The organism is Mesobacillus sp., from assembly GCF_057785455.1.
Genome location: NZ_JBYNSB010000009.1, coordinates 58813 through 72407, shown reverse-complemented (window position 1 = coordinate 72407; position 13595 = coordinate 58813). Strand labels below are relative to the sequence as shown.

Below are 13595 nucleotides of genomic sequence, written 5' to 3'. Positions count from 1 at the left end.
GGTGTAATCACCATTTTTATATGCGGTTATTGCTTCATATTTAAACTGACTAGAATAATATCTATTGGACACAAAAAGCTCCCCCTAAGTGAAAACAGATTTTTATTTTTTAATCTGTCTACCTTAGGGGGAGCTTATCAATATTCAGCACCTGCCCATTTACTTATTTCTCCTTGTCACTTGGGAAGCTGACACCCATTTGCCTCCTGGCTTCATCAAGAATTTTCATCGTGATTCTTGAGTTCTCCAGTGAGTTGTTCTCTGATTCTGTCTTCCCAGCTTGAATCAGATTAATGAACTCCTCTGCTTCATAAAACATATTATCCTCAATTTGCTGCCTCGATAAGTCCTCCGTCCTGCCATCACGGTATAGAATTTCTACTTTCTCAGGCGTACTGATTTTATCGATTCGAATATTCCCGTCTTCTCCATGGATTTCAGAAGGCAGAGACGAATTCGTGATTTTCGAGAACATGATGACCGCATCCATTTCATCGTACTTTAGCAAAAGGCTGCCTTCCCCATCCACACCTGATTCGAGGACATAGCCAGTTGCCTGGATGCTCTTTGGCTCGCCGAATAAAACGACAGCTGGATAAATGCAGTAAATCCCGATATCCATCAGTGAACCTGCTGAGAAATTTGGATTGAAGGCATTCAGTACCGTCCCGTCTTTATACGCATCATAGCGGGATGAATACTGACAGTAGCTCCCGAAATATCTTCTTATCTTTCCGATTCTGGAGAGATTCTCCTGGACAGACTTGAAGTTTGGCAGCAATGTAGATTTCAGTGCTTCCATCAGCAGCACATTATTTTTTCTGGCTATTTGGATCATTTCTTCAAGCTCGCTGCTATTCGAAGCAATCGCCTTCTCGCAAAGGACGTGCTTGCCATTTTCCATGAAGGCAATGGCCTGGCTCGCATGCAGCGAGTTAGGGCTGGCTATGTAGACCGCATCAACGGCCTCGCTTTTTGCCATTTCTTCCAGGCTGGTAAAAGTAAGTTCGACACCGTATTTGCCTGCAAACGCACGGGCTTTCTCTTCTGTGCGGGAATAAACCGCTGCCAGCTGGAAATCCTGATGATTTTTTGCCCCTGAAATAAAGGCCTCCGTAATCCAATTGGTCCCCACTACTCCGAAACGTACCACTGTAATCATCCTTTCCTATAAAAACAAAGTGTTTGAAATTATGTAATAAAAAAGCAAAAGCTGGAGGCATTGCCTGCAGCTTTCTTCTTCACCATTCTATCTGAAGGGCAGTTCGATCACAAACTTTGTCCCTCTTCCGTGCTCACTTTCCACATGAATATCCCCATCATGCATTTGGACAAGCTGTTTCACAATCGACAGGCCCAAACCAAATTCACCAAATGGGGTGCTCGTTCTCGAAATATCAGCCTTATAAAAACGATGCCAGATTTTTTCTATCTCCTCTGGCTGGATTCCAATGCCAGTGTCCTCAATTTCAATGAGTGTCTTTTCATCCCCCATCCTGCCGCGGAGAAAAATCGTACCATTTTCGGTAAATTGGATGCTGTTTTTTGCAATATTAATGAGAATTTGGACGAGGCGGTCATAGTCTGCATTCACCATCACGTCTTCATCCGCTTCAATCACAATTTGATTATTGCGCTCTTCTGCCTGGAGATCAAGCTGGTCCTTGATGATTTCAAACACCTCGATCAACTCAATTTCCTCTTTCATAAGCTGCACCTGGTTGGATCGGATTTTATCATAATCAAGGTTCTCATTCACCAGCCGGATCAGGCGTTTCGTTTCCTTGCTGACAAGGTTAATGCCTCTTTCTTTTTCAGCTTCGGGGATCATGTCATTCTTCAAACCCTCGATCACCCCGCTGATTGTCGTCAGGGGTGTGCGCAATTCATGAGAGACATCAGCCATGAATTGCCGGCGCCGGTTCTCAAGGCTTTCAATTTCTGACTTAGATTCATCAAGCTTGCTGACCATCCTGTTAAAATCCTTCGCCAGTTCCCCGATTTCATCAAAATCAGAGGAAGGTACACTTACGCTATAATCTCCAGCCGACACTAAGGATGTTGCCTCCTGCAGTCGCTTGATCCTGTTCACATGGATCCGTGACAATAACCAGCTCAGCAGGAATGATACTGCCAGTGCGATTAGGACGGTATACAATAGATATTTATTGATTTCGCCAATCATTTCCCTGGCGCCGCTAATCGGGGATATCAGCAGGATTCCTCCGATGAAATTCCCTCTGTCTAAAATAGGAAGGACCACAAGTGTTACATCCTGGTCATAGCGCTCAAGCACATACTTTTCGATGATCGGCTTGCCGTTCGTAAGCTTTCGCCATTCAGTCTCGGTCAATTCAAGTGCAGGCCCTCGCCATTTGATCGGATTCAGGAGACGGGCATTTTCATCAAACACACTGAACTGAATATCCCGCCCGAATAACACCCTCGCATACTGGTTAATGATCTGGTCTGCACGCTCGTTTCCCCGCTGCAGATCCCTGCGGATGTTTTCTCCGTAGGATATCAGCTCTTCCGTTTTATTTTCATAGACTAGCGTCTCAACATAATGGGTGAAAACCAGGCTCAGCAGAAGGAATGCCACGATAATGATGCTGATATGGCTGATGAATTGCTGGTAAATATACTTAACCTTCATTGCCATCTACCGATTCATCAAATTTATAACCCACTCCCCAGACGGTATGGAAAAATGGCTGCTCCTCAGTGCCGATTTTCTTCCTCAGCCGCTTGATATGCACATCGACGGTGCGCTCGTCACCATAATATTGATAGCCCCAGACGCGCTCCAGCAGCTGTTCCCTCGTGAATACCTGGCGCGGATGCTGCGCGAAAAAGGAAAGCAGGTCAAATTCCTTGGGAGTCAGGTTGGAAATGGGGGTGCCATCAAGAAAAACCTCACGCGTATCTTTGTTGATTTTTATCCGGGACGAGCCTACGAGCCCTTTTTCTTCTGGCTGCTGCTTTTGGTAACGGCGTGCGACTGCCTTGATCCTTGCCATCAGGGCCAATGGGCTGAATGGTTTCGTCACATAATCATCAGCGCCCATCTCAAGTCCAAGCACCTGATCGGATTCACTGTCTTTGGCAGTGAGCATGATGATCGGAATGTCACTGCCCTCCTGCCTGATCTTCCGGCACAGCGCGACGCCATCCATGCCCGGCAGCATCCAATCAACAATCAGCAAATCCCAGCTGCCATTTTTGAATGCCTCATACCCTTTAAGGCCATCATGGACAAACTGCCCTTGAATTCCCTCTTTTAAAAAGAACATCTCAATCATTTCACAGACACTTTCATTATCCTCAATCACAAGAATTTTCATGTTAATCTCTCCATATCCGGAAATCTGTTATTAATTAACATAAAACGGAATAGCTAGAGAATCAACTCATTTGGCTATTCTTACAGATTAATTAATGATTTGGACATAGTTTTTTCATATTTCCCGGGGATGGTTGGTACGTTTTTTTGAAGTGATAGCAATTGATACCTGGTCAGCCATTTTTATTGAGGGCAGAGCAATTATAAAGATTCTTGATTACCTGATAAAGCATTTCTTTCCACGCAGGACATCTATAAGGCATCTAGTTTACCTCCCCCGGCGTTTTTCTTCCATGGAGGGCATCTATAAAGCTTTTAAATTACCTCATCAGGCCTTTTACCTCCCTACAGGGCAACTATAAAACCTTAAGATTACCGCCTCGGGCGTTTTCACTCAATCAGGGCATCTATAAATGGCCAAGCACACAAAAAGCCAGCTCAACCACCTGAGCTGGCTTTCACCTAAGTTAATCTTTCTTCACTGGCAATCCTTCTTTTTCCCAGGCAGAGAAGCCGCCTTCGAGATTGAGGACTTCCTTGAAGCCGTGCTTTTGCAGCAGGCTTGTGCCTATGGCTGAGCGTGCTCCTGACTGGCAGTGGGCGATGATTTTCTTGTCTTTTGGAATCTCATCCAGCTGATCTGTCAGTGTACCAAGCATTAAATGGTGCGCACCCGGGATGTGTCCGCTGTCCCACTCGCTTTGGTTTCGCACGTCGATGACAGCATAATCTTCGGTTTCCATCAGTTCTTTTGCCTTGCTTGCTGTAACATTTTGATACTCTTCCTGATTACGCCCTAGTTCGTTTGCATCTATATAGCCAGTAACCTGGTCGAGACCGATTGATTGAAGGGATTTCTTGATTTCAGGCAGTTTTTCCTGATCTGCAATCAAGACGATATCTTTGTCATAGCTCAATAGCCAGCCTGCCCAGTTTGTGAATGATTTGTTATAAGGGATGTTGATGGTTCCCTCTGCATGACCTTCAGCAAATTCCTTCGCCTGTCGGGTGTCGACGACTGCAGCGCCAGCTGTGTCAGCCAGGGATACCTTTGGTGTTTCTTCCTTGCGCAGCAGCTCAGGCCCGGTTTTGTTCAATTTTTTCATCTGGGCAAAGTACTTTGGCGGTTCAGGCTGACCTGCCAGCAATTCTTCTACAAACTTTTCCTCTTCATTGACCTGGAAAGCCCAGTTGAATTTCTTTTCATAGCCTAATGTCGACATCGGAACGGCCCCGAGCGATTTTCCGCATGCGCTTCCTGCGCCGTGTGCTGGCCACACCTGCAGGAAGTCGGATAGCTTTTCGACCTTGCGGAGTGATGCAAACATATCGCGTGCCCCAGATTCGGATGTGCCTGTCACTCCAGCTGCTTTTTCAAGTAAATCAGGGCGCCCTACATCCCCTACGAACAGGAAATCTCCTGTAAAAATACCCATCGGTTCATTTGCGCCGCCTCCCTTATCGGTCAGCAGGAACGATATGCTCTCAGGCGTGTGCCCTGGTGTATGAAGGACATCAAAATGAACATTTCCGACATTGAAGGTGGAGCCTTCTGTAAGCAGTTCATGTTCATATTGATCGACATACTGATATTTCCAATCCTTGTCGCCTTCATCAGAGACATAGAGCTTTGCGCCATTATGATGCGCCAGCTCCCGTGCACCTGATAAATAATCTGCATGGATATGTGTTTCTGTAACAGCCGATATGTTGAAGCCTTCTTTTTTTGCTACATCCAGATAAGGCTGGATGTTTCTGGCCGGGTCAATGACAATGGCCTCACCCGTCCGCTGGCATCCAATCAAATAGGACATATGTGCAAGCTGCTCATCGAAAAATGATTTGAAATACATAATAATTCCTCCTCTTCAGTTTAATTTCGTCAATTTGGTTTTTATGATTACTAATGTTCTCTATACCCCGTACCATATTACTTAAAAAGTTTTATGCGGATATCTTCGATTCCAAAATATACCTATAAGTGTATTTTACCCTGAAATTATGACCGCTTACAAATAATAGCATTAAAAAACCCGCTCTATTTTATAGAACAGGTTTCCTCGTAAGATACAAATATAGAAAAATTGAAGCTAATACAGATAATGCCGAGGCAATGTAAATGCTGCTGTATCCAAGCCAGTGGCCGATCTGGCCGAATGCCATCGCGCCGATTCCAACGCCCAGATCGAAAAAGGAGAAGAAGGTTGCATTTGCCATTCCCTTCCTGTTCAGCGGCGCCTGCTCGACGGACCACGCCTGCAGTGCTGGCTGAACCGCGCCAAATCCGAAGCCGTAAAATCCAGCAGCGATGAACATGACAAGACTATTCGGGAGCCATGCCAGCAATACCATCGCGATCATGATCAAAGCTGCACCAGGAATAAAGATTGCCCGATGCCCTCTTTTATCATAAATCTTCCCGGCAGATGTCCTGGACAGCATTAAGAATATAGCAAAGATCAGAAAATACCATTGAATCCCCGAAACACCCTTCTGCGCGGAATAAATCGGCAGGAAGGATGTAATCCCACCGAAAGTGACCGTTATGAAAAATAGCAGAAAAGATGGATGCAGCGCGGTCTTTTCATAGAAATCCCACTTGTTCCTCTCCGTATCAGGCTGCATCTTCTCCACTTTTTTATAAGTAATTCTTGAGGCAAATAGAAAAGAAATCAAGCCAAGCACGGCACATACAAAAAACAGCTGCTTAAATGTAATAGCATCTGCAAGGGCGAGACCAAGCGAAGGGCCGAACGCCAGTGCAAGGTTTCCTGACAGGCCAAAATAGCCCATTCCCTCTCCTCTTCGCCGTGGCGGGATTAAATCAGTAGCTATCGTTCCGGATGCTGTTGTTGAAAAACCCCATCCTAAACCCTGCACGATCCTCATTAGGAATAGTAATCCTATCCCTAAAACAAATCCGTAAGATCCCACTGAGAGGACAAAAATAATAAGTCCTGTCAGGTATACAAACGCTCTTCCCTTTGTTTCCAGCAATCTTCCGGCATATGGGCGGACCAGCAAGGCCGAGAACGTAAAGATGCCTACGACAAAACCGATCAGTTGATCATTTCCGCCGAGATGCTCTACAAACAACGGGATGGTCGGCAATGTCATTTGAAAGCCAAGAAAGATAAAGAAGTTGGCCATGAGGATAAATACAAAGTCCCTGCTCCAAATTTTTTCTGACCCCTGATTTTGGGCCTGGGTCACTGCATTTGATTGTTTATCCATGTCGAAAGTATCTCCTTTCTGAATCAAAACCGGCTCTATCCATGCCTATCGGCGATCTGATTTTCTATTAGGGTGAACAAGTTTTGCTAACCTAATATGGCTTTTCCCTCTTTTTCATAATTATGTTCAAGATTCCGCCAATTTCTTGTTACTAATTTGTGAACAGTTTCACATTTCTGTCTCCTTAATTCCAGTTTCTGATATATTGTAAGTGTAATCAAACATTACTTATTTTTGAAGGGAAGCGATTCAGATGTTAGCTAAATGGTTAAGAGAAAACAATGGTGCCGCTGGCCTGCTGACAGTCATTCGGGTATGGCTTGGATATAACTGGATGACAGCTGGATGGGGAAAATTGACTGGAGAGGGCTTTGATGCAACTGGATACCTTAAAAATGCTGTAGCCAATCCGGTAAAAGGGCCGGATGGACACATGGTTTATGGCTGGTATGTATCTTTCCTGGAAAACATTGCACTGCCAAACGTTGATATCTTCAATTTCATCGTTCCGCTGGGTGAATTCCTGATTGGCCTTGGCCTGATCCTTGGATGCCTGACAACTGCCGCCATGTTCTTCGGCCTTGTAATGAACTTCAGCTTCTTCCTTGCCGGGACTGTATCTCATAACCCTACTGACATCTTCTTCGGCTTCATTATCCTGTTCGCTGGCTACAACGCTGGTAAATATGGCTTAGACAGATGGGTTGTTCCTTTCATCCGCAAAGCTGTCTTCAAAAAAGAACAAAACGCAGCGAACAACGCTGCTTAACTTTAAAACCACTTGATAAAAGGGCCTTTCATCAGGCTCTTTTTTTTGCGCATTCAGTTTTACTGCTGATAGATTCCCGCTTCCCCTAAAGCCTCCAGCTGGCGCACCTTTAGAACTTTGTTCGCAAATCAGACATATTGTTGTTGCTGTTTTGTGAACATACTTCCAGCCTTATCATCATTAAATCCAATTTCCATATAGTGTAGTGTAAGGCAATCATAAATGATTCTTGAGAGGATGCGATTGATATGTTCGCAAAATGGTTAAGAGAAAGCAATTACGCTGCTGGCCTGCTGACAGTGATCAGATTATGGCTTGGGTATAACTGGATGATGGCAGGATGGGGAAAAATGACTGGCAAAGGGTTTGATGCAACTGGGTATTTGAGCAATGCCGTGGCTAACCCGGTAAAAGGGCCGGATGGAAACATGGTATATGGCTGGTATGCATCCTTCCTGGAAAACTTCGCGCTGCCGAATGTCGACCTGTTCAACTTCATTATCCCGGTAGGTGAATTCCTGGTAGGTGTTGGCTTGATCCTTGGATGCTTAACAACTGCTGCTATCTTCTTCGGCTTAGTGATGAATTTCTCCTTCTTCCTGGCAGGTACTGTCTCTCATAATCCTACAGATATCTTCTTTGGCTTCATCCTCCTGTTCGCCGGCTTCAACGCTGGTAAATACGGCTTAGACAGATGGGTCATTCCATTCATCCGCAAAACAATTTTAAAAGATAAGGCTGGCGCATCACATAACAGCAAGTGACCTTCATTAACCAGCCTTCCCAGCAATCCCCGCATCGCAGCAGTTCCACAGAGCGCGATACGGGGATTTTATTTGTTTGGTATTCGTTGTACACTTTTCCAAAATTAGCTATAATTTATTTAATTAGCCCCCAGAATTGGAGCGATACGATGTTTAACTTTCAATCAGTTGATGCCGTCCATCTATTAAATAAAATATATGAAAATATCATTATTACAGATACAGATTTTAAGATTGTTTTCGTAAATCAATCTGCAAGACAGCTATTAACAAAAATCGGTCCTTTTTCAGAAATCAGCAATCCGGATGATTTTTTAAATAAGGATTTGCACCAATTAGAAGGTTTCCGTCAGCAAAATATCCTTGCCAAAGGGAATTACCCTCATACAGCCAAGATCAATTTTTTCAATAAATTTTCGGCATACATACATGTTGACACTCTGAAAAACCAGGATGGTGACAATCTCGGTTATATCCTGACATGGGAGGACGTAACGGAGTTTGAGAAAACGCTGGAGGAAAACAGGAAGCAGCTGCAAATCCTCGATATGCCAATCATTCCTCTATCTGTTGATACTGCTGTTCTCGTGCCGATAATGGGAAAATTGAACGAAGACAGACTGGAGCTATTGGAGAACAAGGTTCTGGCACACTGTGCTGAACACCAGAATGAGTATGTTATCTTCGATTTTACAGGCGTTTCAGAGGAATTGGATACTGCCAGCGGCTTCCGTCTTCAGCAGGTAGTCAATTCTCTTAAGCTGATGGGAGTCCAGTCAATATATGTAGGAATCCTGCCTGAAATGGCAAGGTCGATTGTCCTTGATGGCATTCAAGTAAATGTTCCAAGCTACAGTTCCTTCGTTCAGGGCATCCGCCATGTATGGAAGGAAACAGGCTATAAGCTTGTGAAATTGGAAGATTAATAATAATACCATGTCTTTTTCACAGACTCCCCTGCCAGATGCGCAGGGGATTTTCTATTCGAGTGGAAAAATACAGTCCAAATTAACGAAAAGATGTGGACCCCGGCGGGTAAACTTAGAGTTTGGCGAAAACAACGCGGATTTTGAGGTAAGCTGGTAAAACGTAACGATAATGGCACCGATTTCGGCGAAAAAATAATATATCGACGGACACGGCATGGATATCCAGGAAAACGAACGCCATATTGACGAAATCGAATGCGATATCGGCGAAAAAAAGAAAAAAACAATATATCGACGAAATTGACCCGGATATCGACGAATTGGAAATTATCAATGCAATTTTCCAGTTCAGGCATCTCCCCGCCCCGAAGATATCTGCGCAAAAAAGGCCAATCCGCACAACGGATTGGCCTTTTGCTACATTACGATAAATTTGAAAATGGTTAAACCGATCCCGATGAGGAAGCCGCAAACAGCTCCGTTCACCCTGATCCATTGAAGATCCTTGCCAATATTGTTTTCCATCATATCGATAAGGGTTTCGGTGTCGAGCTTGTCGAGATTTTCCCGTACCAGCTTGCCGACTTTGGAATGGTTCCTTTCAATTAAATCTGCAAGCTTGGTATGGAGCCAGCTTTCAAGAGCAGCTACTTTTTGCTCATCATTCTTAATTTCACTGATGAACTTGCTTACAAGCGGAATGACGTGATCATCCACAAAGGTTTCTTTTTCTATGAAGTCGATGGCTCGATTCTTTGATTTCACAAGCACATCTTTGATCTGGTGAGTCAAATCGAGTTCACTCACCATTTTATCCTTCCAGCCCTGGATTTCCTGCATCAATGCTTCCCGCTCACTGATACCGTCCAGTTCCTTGCGGATTTTCTCAAGGATCATATGCCTGTAGCGGTTATCGTTATTCTTGAGGTTGTTCATTCTTTTTAAAATGAACGATTGGAGCATATTGCCGATTTTTTCTTCGGTAATCATATTGCTGAAGGATTGAATCGCAAATTTCAATAATCCGTCTGCTTGCGTCGTTTCGATGGCCTGCTTGCCCAGCTTCCCAAGGACCAGCTTCGCTTCTTCTTTGGAAGCCCATTTCTCTGTCTCATTCAGCACATAGTTGAATGCCGCCTCATCGTATTCTTTTTCAAGAACATGCCTGGACGCTTTTTCTAACAGGACTGATACATCAGCAGATAAAAGAAAGCCTTTTATTTCGCTTTCAATCGCTGGAGCAAATCTTTCCACGTCTATTTTTTGTGCGGTTTCAAGACTGAAGTTCTGGATGCTTTTCTTCACAGATTCCGAATGAAGCTCTTTTTCCACCGTCTCAAAAATCTTATCCAGAACATGGATTTGCTTGAATTTATCCATGATGCTTTCTTTCGTCAGCCAATCGTTTTCAAGCATATTGATCAACGCGTTCGTTACCCTGTCACGATTTTTCGGCAAAAGGGCTGTATGCGGAATCGGAATTCCCAATGGGTGCCTGAATAATGCAGTGACAGCAAACCAGTCAGCGAGCCCGCCAACGAGTCCTGCTTCAAATCCTCCCATCAGCAGTTTTCCGATTAAAGAATCCTGGAACGGAATGGCGGCCAGAAAGCCGATTCCCATGATGGCCAGAGAAATGGCCGCTAAATGTCTGGACTTTTTATCTCGTGTATTCATAATTCTCCCTCTGTGTTTCTTTATGGTAGTACTTCATCAAAAACAAATCTCATCTACTATATTAACCAATTTATAGGGAACAGCGCTATAAAAATGAATAAGTCCCATATCCATACGGTCAATTCCGCATGATTATGGGACTTAATTAAGGAACCTATTCCATCCACTCAGGCTTACCAAAGCCCTTAAATTCTTCATCAATCACCTTTTCGAATTCTGGTGATTCTACTACTTCTTTAATGTCCTTTGCAAACTGTGCATTTTCGTCTTTCGTATTGATGACAACACGGTTGCGGTACTGATCAGGCATTTTTTCAAGCTGCAAGGCATCGAGGAGATTCATTTTTGCTGCCAGTGCAAAGTTCCCTGGTACAGCTGACAGATCAACACTTTCCACTGCTCTTGGAAGCTGAGCTGCTTCAAGCGGTTTGAACTGCAGGTTTTTAACGTTGTCCTTTACATCTTTTTCAGAAACAGTCAGCGGATCTGCATTAGGATCAAGGGTGATCAAACCAGCATCCTCAAGAATCAAGAAGGCACGGGCTGCATTTGTTGGGTCATTCGGAACCGCGATTGAAGCACCTTCTGCCACTTCATCAAGCGATGAGAATTCCTTTGAATAGATGCCCATTGGAGCAGTAGGAACAACGATGACTTCAGATAATTCAATGTTATGTTCTTTTGCGAAATTCTCCATGTATACTTTATGCTGGAACAGGTTTGCATCCAGGTCACCTTTTGATAGTGCGATGTTTGGCTGGATATAATCGCTGAATTCCACAATCTTTACTTCATAGCCTTTTTTCTCAAGCAATGGTTTGATTGCCTTTGATACCATATCACTGTACGGTCCAGATGTTGCGCCAAATGTAACCTGTTTGCTGTCTTCCTTGGCTTCTCCAGTTGAAGATGAATCACTGCCGCATGCAGCAAGCAATCCAATTGTTAATAGTAAGATGACTGAGTACAAAAGCTTTTTCATTAAAATAACCCCCATTTTTTATTGTTATCTTTTATCTACTAATCTGGCGATTTTATCCCCGCCGAACTGAATAAGCTGGACAAGGCAAATCAGGATAATAACTGTAGTAATCATGACGGTGTTGTCATAGCGATAGTAGCCGAAACGGATTGCAAGGTCCCCGACTCCCCCGCCGCCGACAATACCTGCCATTGCTGAGTATGCAACAAGGCTGATGATTGTAATCGTCACTCCCTGGACGATTCCAGGGCGGGCTTCTGGAATAAGGACATCTTTAATGATCATCCACGGGGTGGCACCCGTAGCGACTGCCGCCTCAATGACTCCTTTATCAATCTCCCGGAAGCTTTGCTCTACAATTCTCGCAAAAAACGGAATGGCAGCTACCGATAATGAAACAGATGCTGCTGTTGGCCCGATTGTCGTACCAGCGATTAAGTTTGCCAGCGGCAGCAGGGCAATCAACAGGATAATAAATGGAACTGAACGGATCATATTCACGATGAAGCCAGCAATATTCTTAAAAATCCGATTTTCAAGGAACAAGCCTTTATCAGTCACAAACAGCAGCACTCCCGTTGGCAGCCCGACAATGACTGACACAAGGATTGAAATCCCGACCATATAAATGGTTTCAAAAAAAGCTTTGTTCAATTCAGGAAGCAGGGAGACCAGGCTTTCAGGCAGCATCGTGAATCACCTCCAGATTTTTTGTTCTTGATCCGATATAGTCGATTGCACGATCAAGCTCTTGTATATCTCCTGTTACCTCCATGATAAAAATACCTAAAGGTACATCCTGTATGTATTCGATTTTTCCATGAAGGATATTGCCGCGGACCTTGAACTTCTGGAATACATCGGAAATGACGGATTGTTCTGCGATCGCACCCTGGAAAAAGATTTTGATGATTTTCCCGGACCTTCCCTCCAGCAGCCTTTCAGGAAGATCGAACTTGAGAATCGAGTTTACAAAGTCTTTTGTCAGCTGCTCCTGCGGGTTGGCGAAAACATCGTATACATTGCCTTCCTCGATGACCTTTCCATCCTGCATAACCGCCATTCTGTCACAAATGGTCTTCACTACCTCCATCTCATGGGTGATAAGAACAATTGTTATGCCTAGCTCGATATTGATCTTTTTCAAAAGAGCCAGAATCGATTGGGTTGTGCTTGGGTCCAATGCAGAGGTTGCTTCGTCACACAACAGCACAGATGGGTTGTTCGCCAGCGCACGCGCTATGCCGACACGCTGTTTTTGGCCGCCGGATAATTGGGCCGGATAGACATCTTTCTTATCTGACAGGCCAACCATATCCAGGAGTTCTACGACTCTATCGGCAATTTCTCCTTTTGGAGTGCCAGCCGCTTTTAATGCAAAAGCAATATTCTCACTCACTGTTTTGGCACTGACCAGATGAAAATGCTGAAAAATCATACCGATTTTCAAGCGCGCCTTGCGCAGGTCATTTTTATTTAATCCAGTGAGCTCGACTCCGTCGATGATCACCTGGCCAGACGTCGGCTTTTCCAGGAGGTTCAGGCATCTGAGCAAAGAGCTTTTCCCTGCTCCGCTGTAGCCGACGATTCCAAAAACCTCCCCTTTATTAACTTTTAATGAAACATGATCAACCCCGGTAACTGTACCTTTTTTCGTTTCATATACCTTGACCAATTCTTTTATCTCAATCATTTCTTTCCCCCCGTCCCAGGTTCTTTCGTAACGGTAAAAAATAAAAAATGCCTCTTTCATTCACAGAAAGAGGCATCGTAAAAATCTATACGACTTATCTCTCAGAATGAATTCATTCTGCAGGAAGTGGCACCGTTCCAAAATGGAGGTTGCCGGACGTCATAGGGCCTAGTCCCTCGGTCACTCTTGATAAGTAACTTATTT

The 13595-nt window shown here is 44.2% G+C and carries 12 protein-coding genes and 1 riboswitch; of the genes, 3 read left to right on the top strand and 9 right to left on the bottom strand.

Annotated elements, in window-relative coordinates; genetic code table 11:
* Positions 1–163: 163 nt before the first annotated feature.
* The 5 genes from AC3EBE_RS02460 to AC3EBE_RS02440 all read right to left on the bottom strand — a co-directional run bounded on the left by AC3EBE_RS02460 (position 164) and on the right by AC3EBE_RS02440 (position 6577).
* Positions 164–1153, bottom strand: a complete 990-nt coding sequence (locus AC3EBE_RS02460) for a Gfo/Idh/MocA family protein (RefSeq protein ID WP_488593427.1) — start codon at positions 1151–1153, stop codon at positions 164–166.
* A 96-nt stretch (positions 1154–1249) separates the two neighbouring features.
* Entirely contained in the window at positions 1250–2656 is a 1407-nt protein-coding gene (locus AC3EBE_RS02455) for a sensor histidine kinase (RefSeq protein ID WP_488593426.1), read from the bottom strand.
* Positions 2646–3344 (bottom strand): winged helix-turn-helix domain-containing protein, encoded by a 699-nt coding sequence (locus AC3EBE_RS02450; RefSeq protein ID WP_488593425.1) that lies wholly within the window; start codon positions 3342–3344, stop codon positions 2646–2648. The genes AC3EBE_RS02455 and AC3EBE_RS02450 overlap by 11 nt, the downstream gene beginning before the upstream one ends.
* 466 nt (positions 3345–3810) lie before the next feature.
* A complete protein-coding gene (locus AC3EBE_RS02445; protein ID WP_488593424.1) occupies positions 3811–5196 on the bottom strand; it encodes an MBL fold metallo-hydrolase in 1386 nt (461 codons plus the stop codon).
* A 190-nt stretch (positions 5197–5386) separates the two neighbouring features.
* A complete protein-coding gene (locus AC3EBE_RS02440) occupies positions 5387–6577 on the bottom strand; it encodes an MFS transporter (protein WP_488593423.1) in 1191 nt (396 codons plus the stop codon).
* Positions 6578–6830: 253 nt separating this feature from the next.
* Here AC3EBE_RS02440 and AC3EBE_RS02435 point away from each other — a divergent pair, with 253 nt between their 5' ends.
* The 3 genes from AC3EBE_RS02435 to AC3EBE_RS02425 all read left to right on the top strand — a co-directional run bounded on the left by AC3EBE_RS02435 (position 6831) and on the right by AC3EBE_RS02425 (position 9036).
* Positions 6831–7346 (top strand): DoxX family membrane protein, encoded by a 516-nt coding sequence (locus tag AC3EBE_RS02435; RefSeq protein WP_488593422.1) that lies wholly within the window; start codon positions 6831–6833, stop codon positions 7344–7346.
* 248 nt (positions 7347–7594) lie between these two features.
* Positions 7595–8110: a DoxX family membrane protein gene (locus tag AC3EBE_RS02430; protein ID WP_488593421.1), complete on the top strand. Its 516-nt coding sequence runs from the start codon at positions 7595–7597 to the stop codon at positions 8108–8110.
* Positions 8111–8259: 149 nt separating this feature from the next.
* Entirely contained in the window at positions 8260–9036 is a 777-nt protein-coding gene (locus tag AC3EBE_RS02425) for an STAS domain-containing protein (protein ID WP_488593420.1), read from the top strand.
* Between the two features lie 420 nt (positions 9037–9456).
* Here AC3EBE_RS02425 and AC3EBE_RS02420 read toward each other — a convergent pair whose 3' ends face one another.
* From AC3EBE_RS02420 to AC3EBE_RS02405, 4 genes are all read right to left on the bottom strand, one after another.
* Positions 9457–10716: a DUF445 domain-containing protein gene (locus AC3EBE_RS02420; RefSeq protein WP_488593419.1), complete on the bottom strand. Its 1260-nt coding sequence runs from the start codon at positions 10714–10716 to the stop codon at positions 9457–9459.
* A gap of 154 nt (positions 10717–10870) precedes the next feature.
* Positions 10871–11698 carry a MetQ/NlpA family ABC transporter substrate-binding protein gene (locus AC3EBE_RS02415; protein ID WP_488593418.1) on the bottom strand — a complete coding sequence of 276 codons (828 nt, stop codon included), beginning with the start codon at positions 11696–11698 and terminating at the stop codon, positions 10871–10873.
* Between the two features lie 24 nt (positions 11699–11722).
* A complete protein-coding gene (locus AC3EBE_RS02410) occupies positions 11723–12388 on the bottom strand; it encodes a methionine ABC transporter permease (RefSeq protein ID WP_488593417.1) in 666 nt (221 codons plus the stop codon).
* Entirely contained in the window at positions 12378–13391 is a 1014-nt protein-coding gene (locus AC3EBE_RS02405) for a methionine ABC transporter ATP-binding protein (protein ID WP_488593416.1), read from the bottom strand. Before AC3EBE_RS02405 ends, AC3EBE_RS02410 begins: the two co-directional genes overlap by 11 nt.
* A gap of 91 nt (positions 13392–13482) precedes the next feature.
* Positions 13483–13587, bottom strand: a riboswitch (SAM riboswitch).
* Positions 13588–13595: the final 8 nt, after the last annotated feature.

What these genes read in the sequence shown, in the direction of transcription:
- AC3EBE_RS02455 (WP_488593426.1), bottom strand. Translation starts at nt 2,656, where the DNA reads ATGAAGGTTAAGTATATTTACCAGCAATTCATCAGCCATATCAGCATC.
- AC3EBE_RS02450 (WP_488593425.1), bottom strand. Translation starts at nt 3,344, where the DNA reads ATGAAAATTCTTGTGATTGAGGATAATGAAAGTGTCTGTGAAATGATT.
- AC3EBE_RS02445 (WP_488593424.1), bottom strand. Translation starts at nt 5,196, where the DNA reads ATGTATTTCAAATCATTTTTCGATGAGCAGCTTGCACATATGTCCTAT.
- AC3EBE_RS02440 (WP_488593423.1), bottom strand. Translation starts at nt 6,577, where the DNA reads ATGGATAAACAATCAAATGCAGTGACCCAGGCCCAAAATCAGGGGTCA.
- AC3EBE_RS02435 (WP_488593422.1), top strand. Translation starts at nt 6,831, where the DNA reads ATGTTAGCTAAATGGTTAAGAGAAAACAATGGTGCCGCTGGCCTGCTG.
- AC3EBE_RS02430 (WP_488593421.1), top strand. Translation starts at nt 7,595, where the DNA reads ATGTTCGCAAAATGGTTAAGAGAAAGCAATTACGCTGCTGGCCTGCTG.
- AC3EBE_RS02425 (WP_488593420.1), top strand. Translation starts at nt 8,260, where the DNA reads ATGTTTAACTTTCAATCAGTTGATGCCGTCCATCTATTAAATAAAATA.
- AC3EBE_RS02420 (WP_488593419.1), bottom strand. Translation starts at nt 10,716, where the DNA reads ATGAATACACGAGATAAAAAGTCCAGACATTTAGCGGCCATTTCTCTG.
- AC3EBE_RS02415 (WP_488593418.1), bottom strand. Translation starts at nt 11,698, where the DNA reads ATGAAAAAGCTTTTGTACTCAGTCATCTTACTATTAACAATTGGATTG.
- AC3EBE_RS02410 (WP_488593417.1), bottom strand. Translation starts at nt 12,388, where the DNA reads ATGCTGCCTGAAAGCCTGGTCTCCCTGCTTCCTGAATTGAACAAAGCT.
- AC3EBE_RS02405 (WP_488593416.1), bottom strand. Translation starts at nt 13,391, where the DNA reads ATGATTGAGATAAAAGAATTGGTCAAGGTATATGAAACGAAAAAAGGT.